This window comes from Pseudomonas peli, assembly GCF_900099645.1.
GTDB lineage: Bacteria > Pseudomonadota > Gammaproteobacteria > Pseudomonadales > Pseudomonadaceae > Aquipseudomonas > Aquipseudomonas peli.
In genome coordinates, this window is sequence record NZ_FMTL01000003.1 from 472,941 (window position 1) to 484,635 (window position 11,695).

Annotated in this window: 9 protein-coding genes; 1 reads left to right on the forward strand and 8 read right to left on the reverse strand. The window is 60.5% G+C overall.

What is annotated here, in order from left to right:
- Window positions 1–14: 14 nt before the first annotated feature.
- The 3 genes from BLO50_RS16845 to BLO50_RS16855 form a co-directional block, all read right to left on the reverse strand.
- Complete coding sequence (locus BLO50_RS16845) at window positions 15–2,414, reverse strand: TonB-dependent receptor (protein ID WP_090255031.1); 2,400 nt, start codon at window positions 2,412–2,414, stop codon at window positions 15–17.
- 127 nt (window positions 2,415–2,541) lie between these two features.
- The gene (locus BLO50_RS16850; RefSeq protein ID WP_090255033.1) at window positions 2,542–3,495 is read right to left on the reverse strand and encodes a FecR domain-containing protein; all 954 of its coding nucleotides are present in this window, start codon (window positions 3,493–3,495) and stop codon (window positions 2,542–2,544) included.
- A complete protein-coding gene (locus tag BLO50_RS16855) occupies window positions 3,492–4,010 on the reverse strand; it encodes an RNA polymerase sigma factor (protein WP_167354473.1) in 519 nt (172 codons plus the stop codon). The genes BLO50_RS16850 and BLO50_RS16855 overlap by 4 nt, the downstream gene beginning before the upstream one ends.
- 207 nt (window positions 4,011–4,217) lie before the next feature.
- On the opposite strand from BLO50_RS16855, the gene trhP reads away from it, so the two are divergent.
- Window positions 4,218–5,534 (forward strand): prephenate-dependent tRNA uridine(34) hydroxylase TrhP, encoded by a 1,317-nt coding sequence (gene trhP / locus BLO50_RS16860; RefSeq protein WP_090255038.1) that lies wholly within the window; start codon window positions 4,218–4,220, stop codon window positions 5,532–5,534.
- 9 nt (window positions 5,535–5,543) lie between these two features.
- Here the strand turns inward: trhP and BLO50_RS16865 are convergent, their stop codons facing one another.
- The 5 genes from BLO50_RS16865 to BLO50_RS16885 form a co-directional block, all read right to left on the reverse strand.
- The gene (locus BLO50_RS16865) at window positions 5,544–6,248 is read right to left on the reverse strand and encodes a 3'-5' exonuclease (RefSeq protein ID WP_090255041.1); all 705 of its coding nucleotides are present in this window, start codon (window positions 6,246–6,248) and stop codon (window positions 5,544–5,546) included.
- A complete protein-coding gene (locus BLO50_RS16870) occupies window positions 6,245–8,176 on the reverse strand; it encodes a putative nucleotidyltransferase substrate binding domain-containing protein (RefSeq protein ID WP_090255044.1) in 1,932 nt (643 codons plus the stop codon). The genes BLO50_RS16865 and BLO50_RS16870 overlap by 4 nt, the downstream gene beginning before the upstream one ends.
- A gap of 154 nt (window positions 8,177–8,330) precedes the next feature.
- Window positions 8,331–8,735, reverse strand: a complete 405-nt coding sequence (locus tag BLO50_RS16875; protein ID WP_090255046.1) for a type 2 periplasmic-binding domain-containing protein — start codon at window positions 8,733–8,735, stop codon at window positions 8,331–8,333.
- Between the two features lie 11 nt (window positions 8,736–8,746).
- Window positions 8,747–9,922, reverse strand: a complete 1,176-nt coding sequence (locus tag BLO50_RS16880) for a porin (protein WP_090255048.1) — start codon at window positions 9,920–9,922, stop codon at window positions 8,747–8,749.
- Between the two features lie 23 nt (window positions 9,923–9,945).
- Entirely contained in the window at window positions 9,946–11,565 is a 1,620-nt protein-coding gene (locus BLO50_RS16885; protein WP_090255050.1) for a methyl-accepting chemotaxis protein, read from the reverse strand.
- Window positions 11,566–11,695 lie beyond the last annotated feature (130 nt).

An 11,695-nucleotide genomic window follows, 5' to 3' on the forward strand; every position in this document is an offset into this window, starting at 1 on the left:
GTGTTGCGGTGTGATCAGAATTCCAGCTGAGCTGAGAAGGTCAGGGTGCGCGGCGCGCCCAGGTAATGGCTGCTTAGCCAGTATTCCTTGTTCGCCAGGTTGCTGATGTTGGTGCGTAGGGTCAGGGTGTTGTCGCTGCTCAGCTGTGCGCGGTAACGTGCGCCGGCATCGAAGGTGGTGAATGAGGGCAGGCTGTGCTGGTTGGCTTCGTCGCTGTACTGCTTGCCGGTGTAGTAAGTACCACCGGTCAGCGCCAAGCCCGGTACAGCATTGATGTCGTACTCGGCATACAGCTTGGCCAGCTGGGAGGCAACGTCGGTGGGTTTCTGCCCTTCGCTGGTGGCGGCGCCGGAGTCCTTCACCTGCGGATCAAGCAGGGTCACGCCACCGACCAGGGTCAGTTCTGGCAGTACTTTGCCGGTGATACCAAACTCCAGACCGTTGTTCTCCTGGCGACCGTCCTGGACGAACACGCCGGCACCATTGGTGTAGGTGTTGGGCTTGTCGATATTGAACAGGGCCAGGGTCAGCAGGGTTTCGCCGACGGTGGCTTTTACGCCTATTTCATACTGCTCGCTGACCAGTGGGGCCATGGCCTGGCCAGCGTTGAGTGCGGTGCTCGGGGCGATGCCGCCGGCCTGCAGGCCTTCGATATAGCTGGCATAAGTAGTCAGCCACGGCACTGGCTTGTAAATCAGCGAGACATTGGGCGAGGTTTCCGACTCTTTATAGTCGCTGGTGGTTTCGCCATAGCCGAAGGCTTCGGCCCAGATGAAGTCGTTGCTGTAGGTCTTGATCGTGGTGTGAGTCAGGCCAAGGATGCTCGACCACCGCTCGTTGAGGGTGATCACGTCGCCGATCAGGAAGTTGTCCGACTGGGTGCGCGAAGACAGGCGCTGGTCGCCGTTGCCGATCGAATAGCCGGGCTTGTCGACCTGTGGGGTCTGATTGAAGGGTTTCGGTGTACCGACTACGTCGTTGTATTGCGGGCCTGGGTAGGGAATGTGGTCTTCGTAGTTGCGTACGCGCGCGACGTTGCCCTGATAGCCGAGGGTGGTCTTGTGCTCGATAGCGCCCGTTGCAAAGGCGGCGTCGAGGAACAGGTAGCCGGAGGTTTCTTCGTTATCTACCGGGGCAAACGCGTACAGCGGCTGGGTGTAGTTACCGGTGCTGTACACCGTAGGGCCGGTGTAGGTGTATTCCTCGGTGTACTCGCTGTAGGACAAGGCGCCGCGCAGGGTGAAGACATCGTCCAGACGCCAGTTGAAGCGGCTGCCGACACGTCCGTGCTCGCTGTCGGAGAAGGCCCACTTCTGGCTGTACAGCTTGTCGTTGTCGAGGTCCTTAGCGTCCGGGCGCAGGCTCTGATCACCGAAGTACCAGTAGCTGCTCAGTCCGCGTATCTCGGTCTTCTTGTGCGAGGCATCGAACTGGATCTGCAAATCGTCGCTGACATTCCAGTCCAGTGCGACGCTGATCATTTCGCGGCGGCGCTTCTGCAGGTCGAGGGCGGTTTCGCCATCTTGAGTCAGCATGTTGACGCGGTAGGCAAAGACGCCGGCATCGTCGATCTGGCCGCCGAAGTCGCCGTGCAGATAGTAGTTCTCGCCGCCGGCATTGCCCAGGGTCACGCTGTTATAGCGCTCATAGGTCGGGCGCTTGAGCGCGTAGTTGACCAGGCCACCAGGGCTGGCCGGGCCGTAGAGAAAACCGCTGAGGCCAGTAAGGATTTCCAGCCGCTCCATCTCTTCGATGAAATTGCCGCCGTCATAACTGTTGCTGAAACGCAGGCCATCGTTGGCGATGCTCAAATTACCGGACCCGCTAAAACCGCGCATGCTCACCGCGCTGGCATATCCGGCGCTGACGGGTGAAGTGAACTGGGTGGCCGGACTGAGCTTGAACACGTCATCGCTGGACGTGGCCTGGATGTTCTGCAACAGCTCCTTGGACACCACGCTGACCGAGTAGGGTGCGTCCTGCAAACTCATATCGCCGAGGGCGCCGATATTTTGCGCGGTATCGCTGCGGTAGCCGGACGCTGCGCTGCCTTCGTTGACGACTTGGCTGGTCACGGTGACATCCGGCAACGCCACGGCCGCTTGCGGCGCGGGTGCCAGGTTGTAGGTGCCTGCACTGTTCTGCTGCAACTGCAGGCCACTGCCACGCAGCGCCTGGTGCAGTGCTTCGAGGGCGTCGTAGTCACCTGCCACCGGGGCTGATTGTTTGCCTGCGGTCAGCGCGGGGTCGATGCTCAGCACGATGCTGGCCTGGCTGGCTATCTGCGTCAGGGTGCTGGCCAACGGTGCGGCCGGCAGTTGGTAGCTATCCGCCAGGGCGGGAGCGCAGACGCTGGCAAGGCTGATGGCAGCGGCCAGCAGGCCGGGGCGAAACAGGGGCAGGGCGCGGGTCATTACGAAACTCTCCTAAGCGGGAATGTATCTCAATGACCTGTTGCCGAAGCAGAATGAAAAAGTGACAGGGCTCGTTAAAAATAATTTACCAACGCCCTGTGTATCAACCGGCTGCGCAGCGCGACACCTACTGCGCAGCGGGTACAACCCGGGTCCACCAGTTGCCAACGCGCTCAATACGCACGGGCAAACTCGGCGGCAGGGCAGCCAGGGCCTTGTCACTGTCGTGCAAGGGGAAGCTGCCGCTGATGCGCAGGTCGGCCAGGCTTGAGTCGAGGCCCAGGTAGCCTCTGCGGTATTCGCCCAGGGCGTCGAGCAGGTCGGCCAGGCGCAGGTTGTCCGCCACCAGCATGCCGTGGCTCCAGGCCGCAGCGCTGAGTGGTGCAGGCAGCACGCCGCCCAGGCGCTGGCGTTGCATCAGCACTTGTTCGCCGCTGTGGATAATTCGTTCGCTGCTGCCTTCTGCCGGGTGCGCGGCTACGGCCGAATGCAGCACGGTCAGGCGTGTGCTGTTGCCCTCACGGCGCACCAGAAAGCGCGTGCCGAGAGCGCGCAGGCTGCCGTGTTCGGTAAGCACTACAAAGGGGCGTGAATCGCCGTGAGCGGTCTGCACCAGGATTTCACCGCTGTGCAGGCGCACTGCGCGCTGGCTGTCGCTGAATTCGATGTCCACGGCGCTGGCGCTGTTCAGGCGCACCAGGCTGTGGTCGCTCAGCAGCAGTTCGCGCTGTTCGCCACGGCCGGTGTGTTCATCGGCCAGGTAATCGCCGAGCGGGCGTTGCTGCGCCAACAGGCCGAGCACCAGCGCGCTGCTCAGCAGAAGGCCGAGCGCGGTGCCGCCCATACGACGCAAACCTTTGCTGCGCGCACTGTGCAGCAAGGCCTGGCGCGCCGGTGCGGCGGCGGCTGACGCCAGGCGGATATCCAGGCCATTGAGTTGTTGCCAGACCCGCGCATGGTCGGGGTGCGCCGCCAACCATGCGGCGAACGCGTGCTGCTGTTCGGCGTTGACCGTGCCGGAGTCCAGGCACAGTTGCCATTCGATGGCGGCATCCAGCACCTGCGCCGATACCGCGCTCATTGCGGTGCTCCGTAAAGGGCGATGTAGCACTGACGCAGGCCCTGAGCCAGGTACTGGCGCACGCGGGATACTGACACGCCGAGGTGCTCGGCAATTTCCGCGTGGCCCATGCCATCCAGGCGGTTATGCAGAAAGGCCGCGCGGGCGTTGCTCGACAGCTCACCAAGCAAGCGGTCGATCTCGCGCAGCGCGTCCAGGGCCAGCGCCTGTTCTTCGGCGCTGGGTTGCACGTCCTGCTGCTGTTGCCCGAGTTCTTCGAGGTAGGCACGTTCCAACGCGCTGCGGCGGAAGTGATCGATCAGCAGACCTTTAGCGATGGTGGTCAGCATCGCGCGCGGCTCGCGGGCCTGATCCAGATCACTGCGGCCGAGCAGGCGGACAAAGGTGTCCTGGCTGAGGTCTTCGGCGCGTTCCGGGCTGTACAGGCTTTTGCGCAGCCAGCCGAGCAGCCAGTCACGGTGATCGCGATAGAACAGACCGACAACTTGCTGGTGGGTGGAATCGCCGGCCGACACGCGGACCTCGCAATAGGAGATAGGAAACAAATCAAGAATTATTCGCATATGATGACAGCGCCGCCCCCTGCGCTGCAATCAGCCGATGCGCTGCCGCGATGGGTGGTTGCGCTATGCCATGACACCGCAGTGACATAGATGCAGATCAATAGCCGCTGGCCGCTGCCGCGCTAGAGTGACCGGCCCTGTTGGCTGAGCGCTTTATCCATGGCACCGACTCCGCGTTACCCCGAGCTGCTCTCGCCAGCCGGCACCCTGAAGAACATGCGTTACGCCTTCGCCTATGGCGCGGATGCGGTGTACGCCGGGCAGCCGCGTTACAGCCTGCGGGTGCGCAATAATGAGTTCGACCACGCCAATCTGGAGGCGGGTATCCGCGAGGCCCATGCCCAGGGCAAGCAGTTCTATGTGGTGGTCAACATCGCGCCGCATAACGCCAAGCTGAAGACCTTTCTGCGTGACCTGCTGCCGGTGGTGCTGATGGGGCCGGATGCGCTGATCATGTCCGACCCCGGGTTGATCATGCTGGTGCGCGAGCACTTCCCACAAATGCCGATTCACCTGTCGGTGCAGGCCAATGCGGTGAACTGGGCCAGCGTGAGGTTCTGGCAGCAGCAGGGCTTGAGCCGGGTGATTCTGTCGCGCGAGCTGTCGCTGGAGGAGATCGCCGAGATCCGCAGTGAGGTGCCGGGCATGGAACTGGAGGTGTTTGTCCACGGTGCGCTGTGCATGGCTTATTCCGGACGCTGCCTGCTGTCGGGTTATATCAACAAGCGCGATCCCAACCAGGGTAGCTGCACCAATGCCTGTCGCTGGCAGTACCAGGCCACTCTTGCCGGCGAGAACGAACTGGGCGAGGTGGTGCAGATTGTCGAACCGACCTTAGGCGTGGGTGCGCCCACAGAGCAGCTGTTTCTGCTGGAAGATGCCAGTCGCCCTGGCGAGCAGATGGCCGCCTTTGAAGATGAGCACGGCACCTACATCATGAACTCCAAGGACCTGCGCGCGGTGCAGCATGTCGAGCGTCTGGTGCAGATGGGCGTGCATTCGCTGAAGATCGAGGGCCGTACCAAATCCCACTATTACGTGGCGCGCACCGCTCAGGTGTACCGCAAGGCCATCGATGATGCGGTGGCCGGCAGGCCCTTCGATAAATCCCTGATGACGACCCTGGAGTCCCTGGCCCATCGCGGCTACACCGAGGGTTTTCTGCGCCGCCATGTGCACGATGAATATCAGAACTATGAGCGCGGCAGCTCGGTGTCCGAACAGCAGCAGTTTGTCGGTGAACTGACCGGCGAGCGGCGTGGCGAACTGGCCGAGGTGCGGGTAAAAAACCGCTTTGCCGTTGGCGATGGTCTGGAGCTGATGACGCCCCAGGGTAATCTGCGCTTTACCCTCGAGCAGCTGGAAAACAGCAAGGGCCATGCTGTGGCAGTCGCGCCGGGCGACGGCCATGTGCTCTACCTGCCGGTGCCGCCTGAGGTGCAGCTGGAATATGGCCTGCTGATGCGCGATCTGTAGGCGCTGCTCTTACATCGAGTGCGCGCGCTGGCGACGACGGCTGTTGAGTTGCTGCAGCAGTGCCGGCAGGTTGTCGAGGCGCTGCTGGCGCGCCTTGCTGAACAAAATCAGCGCCAGCTCTGCAGTCACTAGCGCGTCGGCGCTGGCGTGGTGACGTTGTTGCACCTGCAGGCCGAAATGCTGCGTCCAGTCGTCTAGGCCTGCGTGCGGCAGTTTTGCCTTGGGGCAGACCAGTGGGGCGATTTCGGCGACATCGAAGAAGGCATGCTGCAAGCGGTAGCCCAGGCTCTGCTTGAGCGCGCGGGCCAGCATGCGCTGGTCGAACTCGGCATGAAAGGCCAGCAACGGACTGTCGCCGACAAACTCCATAAAGCTCAGCAGGGCTTCGGCGGGCTCCTCGCCATTGGCGATTTCGCTGGGTGCGATGCCATGGATCAGCGTGCTGGCGCTGGCCTGGTGGCCTTCGCGGAGCAAGGTGCATTCGAATTGCTGACCAAGGTCGATGGCGCCCTGATCGATTACCACCGCACCAATGGACAGGACTTGATCACGGCGCATATTCAGTCCGCTGGTTTCCAGGTCCAGCACCACTAGGCGCTGCTCATTCAGCGGACCATCGTTAAGGCAGGAGGTCTCGGCCAGCGCCTGTCGGCGCGTGAGTTGTGCTTGCGTCAGGGCCGGTCGTTGCCCGGTAAACCAGGTGAACTTGCTCATAACTGATACCTCTGCGCCAGGCTGCTCTGCAGGCGCTGTGCCTGGCGGAACGATTCACGCAGGATGCGCCGGTCGAGGTGGTTGAGGTGATCGGGGTCGACGCGGTTGGAGTAGGGCAGGCCATCGCGTGCCTGCAGCTGGTGCTGCTGCATCCGTGCCTGCTGAATGTAGTGGTAGGCCTCTTCATAGGCGGCGCCATCCTGGGCTTCGATCACCCCCTGCTGAATCAGCGCGCGCAGGCGCTCCAGGGTGTTACAGGCGTTCACGCCATGGGCCAGGGCCAACAGGCGGGCGCCATCAACAAAGGGCGTCAGGCCCTGCACTTTAAGGTCTAGGGTGTCCTTCTCAGCACCGCTGCGGGCGACCACAAAGTCACGGAACATGCCCACCGGCGGTCGCTGGCGCAGGGCGTTTTCCGCCAGCATGCGCTGAAACAGGCTATTGCCGGCCACCTGCTGCAGCAGGCCTTCGCGCAGGTGATCGCAACCTTTGGTTGCGCCCCACACGGCACGCAGGTCGAAATAGATGCTCGAAGCTAGCAGGTTCTCCGGCGTGGCTTCCTGAACAAAACTGCTGAAGCGCCGTGACCACTCGTGGCGCGACAGGCACAGCTCGGGGTTGCCGGCCATGATGTTGCCCTTGCACAGAGTAAAGCCACACTGCGCCAGGCGTTGGTTGATCTCCTGGGCCAGCGGCAGCAGGCGGCTGCGTATGGCCGCAGCTTCGGCTGCATCGGCGGCTTCGAAGAGGATGCCGTTGTCCTGATCGGTGTGCAGCGTCTGTTCGCTGCGGCCTTCGCTGCCGAATACCAGCCAGGTGAACGGTATGTTAGGGTCGCCCAGGTCTTCCAACGTCAGCTCGATCACCCGGCTGACAGTATGGTCGTTGAGCAGGGTGATCAGCTGGGTGATCTGCGTCGAGCTGGCGCCGTGAGCGAGCATGCTGTCGACCAGTTGGCGCACATCGCTGCGCAGCGCCGCCAGGGTTTCCACCCGCCCGGCGTGGCGAATGGTGCGCGCCAGATGCACCAGATCGACCCGCTGCAGGCTGAACAGATCCCGCTCGGAAATCACCCCGCATAGCTGGCCACGCTCAACCAGGCAGACGTGGGCGATATGCCGCTCCGTCATGGCCATCGCCGCATCGAAGGCGCTGGCATCCGGTGGCAGATCAAAGGGTGATTGCGTCATCAGGCAGTCGATGGGCTGCGCCAGATCGACACCGTCAGCCACCACGCGACGCAGGTCGCGCAGGGTAAAAATGCCCAGTGGTTTCAGTTTGGGATCAACGATCACAATGCTGCCGACCTGCTGCTCGTGCATCAGCTTGACCGCATCACGCAGTGGCATGTCCGGGCTGCAGCTGATCGGGGTGCGCATGGCCAGCTGGCCGAGGCGGGTGTCGAGCGAATACTGCGCGCCAAGGGTTTCCACTGCGCGCATCTGCACCTGCTGGTTGACCTGATCGAGCAGGCTGCTGACACCGCGCAAGGCAAAGTCGCGCAACGGGTTGGACAATGAGAACAGCTTGATAAACGCCGGCTTGTTCAGCAGCAGGCAGAAGGTGTCTTCGGCGGCCAGGTGTTCGGTGCGAGTGGCGCGTTCACCTATCAGCGCAGCCAGCGGGAAGCATTCACCGCTGGTTATCTCGAAGGTGGTTTCCGTGCCGCGTCGTGCGGAATGCGGGCGTTCGCCATGCACGCGGCCCTGTTTGACAATATAGAAGTGCTCAACCGGGCCGTCGGTCGGCTTGATGATTGTTTCACCTTCGCCATAAAACCGCAGCTGACAGTTCTCCACCAGATACGCCAGGTGAGCGGTATCCATCTGATTAAACGGCGGAAATTTCTGCAGAAAGGCCATGGTGCCATGGATGTTCTGCAGCACCGCCGTTTTGCCGGCTTGGGCGATTGCATCTGCGCTGCTCATGGGTGGCCTCACGGTTTGCTCTATGAGCATGATCGACTGGCGCTGTGGGGTAGGCCATTGGACGTAAGTCTAGGCGTTGGGTGCCCTGTGTAAGAGGCATAAAAAAGCCCTTGGATTTTTCAATCCAAGGGCTCTGATGACGATGCTGCAATGATTAAGGCAGGGTAAAGAGAACCTTCACACTGTCATTCACTGCGGCGGCATCTACATAGCCAATCGCATCGGCTTCAGCGGCCACCTTGGCGATGACATCAGCGTCGCCGCCAACGCTTGGTAGCGGTTGGCCCTTGCCGGTGAAAACGAGTCCAGACCAGTATGATTTGAGCTGTGATTCACTCTTGTTGGTCACTGCACTGTAGAACTTGTCCTTGGTTGCAGACCAATCCTTGTGGTCAACGCCTTTCATGGATTTGTCTTTGCCCAGAAAGATGTTGCTGACGTCTGCCTGGCTTGGAGCCTTGGCCGCGCCCGGATTAACGATTACTGCGACTTCGGCCTGAGCCAGCGCGCTAACGCTGAGGCACACGGCGACGCAGAGCGTTTGAATGGAATGCTTCATCAATGCTCTCCTCAGAATACGAAGTCGACGCCGACGCTGATGATGTCACCGTCAAAGTTGCGGGCTGGGCTGCCTGCTACCCCTGCGGGAACATTCAGACTTGGGATGCCGTTTTGATTAATGTTGTTTTCGAACGCTTCTTGAGGTGTACGGACAAATACACCGTCGTAACCGCCTGAAGTATCCACGCGTTTGAATTCGCTTTTCAAAACTACGTTAGGCAGTAGGTTGTAGTTCAGACCCAGAGTCCAAGAGTTTTGCCGCCCAGCATCGTCATCCAGTTGTGCGTAGGTAACATGAGTCAGGAATTCGCCAAAGCGGCGCCCCCCCATGAGGTAGAAGGCGTCGACACTGCCTGAACCGTCTGCCTCAATAACGCGTGAGGTCCATTCGTTACTGGTTAGCCAGGTACCGTTGTCGTATTGGTAACCTAGAGACGTGAATTTTCCTTTCTGTTTGTCCAAGCTTTGAAACGATACGGCTCTAGGTGCTCCACCCAGTAATACGGTGTCTTCAATTTCAGTTGAGATATCGGCTTCTACATAACCCACGCGCAGCGTGCCGAAGTCATTGGTGGCCAGGCTGATATTGGCGCCAAAGACTTTCTCGTAGTCGATGTCATGCATGCCATCAAAGGCGAAGATGTCGCGATTCTTCGCCTGACCACCGGCGACCTGGAAGGCCATTGAACCGAAGGAAAGTGGCAGGTTGTAAACCGCGTCCAGACCCTCGTAGTTGGACAGTTGGACCTGGCTGTACACTTCATCAGGCAGGCGCAGCCATGGGTAGCTGAAGCCCACATCGATACTTTCCGAATACATGTATACCGGGGTGCGTAGGCGACCGACACGCAGCATCAGATTGTCATTGGCCTGCCAGGAGAAGTACGCCCACTCTACATTGGCTTTCCATTCATCCTGTGCTGGCTTGGCGGTCAGTTGCAGTGTTGCGCCAATGCTGTCGGTGATGCCGTAATTGACTTGCGCACCAAACTTGGACAGCTGATCGCCGCGCCAGGAGTCCGTAGTCTGGCCGGTGATGCCGTAACTGCGGCCATCATCCTCGCCACCAAGGTGGGTGATGCCGACCGTGCCAAAGGTATTGAAGCGGTGTTCGCCCTGCTCCAGCGCGAAGGCTGGGGCAGCGGCCAGGCAGATGGCCAAGGGAAGCAGGCGGACTTTAAACATGCAGTGATGCTCCTGTGTTCAGGTTAAACGCGGAATTGGGCTGTCGCCGCGCGCAGATGATCCCCTGTGCTGACCAACTGCTCGCCGAGACGAGCCGTTGCTTCTGCACCTTGAGCGGTTGCTTGTGCGTCCTGCTGCAACACTTGTGTGTCTTGCTGGATGGAACTGGAAAGACCGATTTGTTCCTGGGTGAACTGTGCAATACCGGCATTCAGCTGGTTGATATGGCCGACAGCGCCGGCAATCGCTTCGAGTATCTGGGTGGCCTGTACGGAGCGCTCGATGCTCGCCTGAGCTTTCTCACCATTGGCGGTCATCACGCTGAGCACGCCGTTGGCGCTGTTCTGCAGGCGCAGGATGATGTTCTGGATTTCGGCGGTGGAGGCGGCGGTTTTCGAGGCCAGGTTGCGCACTTCATCGGCCACTACGGCAAAACCACGGCCCTGCTCGCCGGCACGTGCGGCCTCGATGGCGGCGTTGAGTGCCAGCAGGTTGGTTTGTTCGGCAATGCTGCGAATCACGGTCAGCACTGAGCCCACTTGCTGGGTTTCCTCTTCCAGCTGCTGCATGGCACTGACCGCGCCCATTACGCTGCTGCCCAGGTCGCTGATACTGCTCGACAGGCTGCCGATGTTCTTGCGCGCCTGGTCAGCCTGCTGCGAGGCCGCCCCCGCTTCTTCGGAGGCCTGTTGCGAGCGATGGGCGACCTCCTGGATGCTGTTGGTCATCGTCAGAATGTCACGGCTGATCGAGTCGGTATGGCCTTGCTGCGAACGTGAGTTTTCCTTGGAGTCTTGAGTCAGCCGGTACAGTTCCTGGGACATGCCGGCGAGCGGGCTGGCAGCTTCGATGATCTGGCGGATGGTGCCTTGCAGCTTGTCGATAAAGCTGTTGAACAGCTGAATCATTTCACCGATTTCATCATTGGAGTCGACATTCACTCGGCGAGTCAGGTCGCCATCACCCCGGGCGATTGCCTGTAGTGAGGTGATCACGCCACGCACGTTGGTCATGGTGCCGCGAATTACCAGCACTGAAGCAATGCTGATTAGCAGTACCAGAATGGCTGACAGAGCAAAGCCCACGCGGGTGGTGGTGGCGTTGTCCGTGCGGGTTTGCGCCAGGGTTTCCTGAAAGTCTTCATATGCATGGGTACGGAACGCATTGCCGAGTTTTTGCGCTTCACCCAAGTCACTGGCCATGCGGCCCAGGTTGGGCGCCAGGTCTTCAAAGCTGGCGCTGCCTTTAATCAGCTGCTCCGAAGCGGGCAGGGCGTTGTCCGCGTAACGCTGTATGGCGCTCCGCCAGGCGTCCAGTTCCTGGCGGCGGTCCGCTTGGGTGACCAGGGTCTGCAGTTCCTGCTGCATGTCCGCAATGTCAGTCAGGACTTTGCGCGCTTCATCGAGGGTTTCCAGCTCTCCGGCGGCGACTGCGCTATTAAGCAGGCCCGGTAAACGTGAGTACTGGAAGATCACCGCATCGGCCTTCTCCAGGGTAGGGAAGCTATTGGTTTCCAGGGTGACCAGGCGCACATCGTTGTTTGCCAGTTGTAGCGAGGTGTAGCCCACGAACAGCAGCAGACCCAGCAAGGCAATGGCGGGCAGCAGTAAGAACTTTAGTGTCAGCGAGAGATTTTTCAACATGGCAGATGTACCCAAAGAGGGGCGCGGAGTATACCGAGTTCACATAGTGGCGTAATGCCGCTTTTCGGTCATTTTTTAGTCATATTCCGTTATGGCTATATTATGGTTTCGGCTGGCATGCCTATTCCTA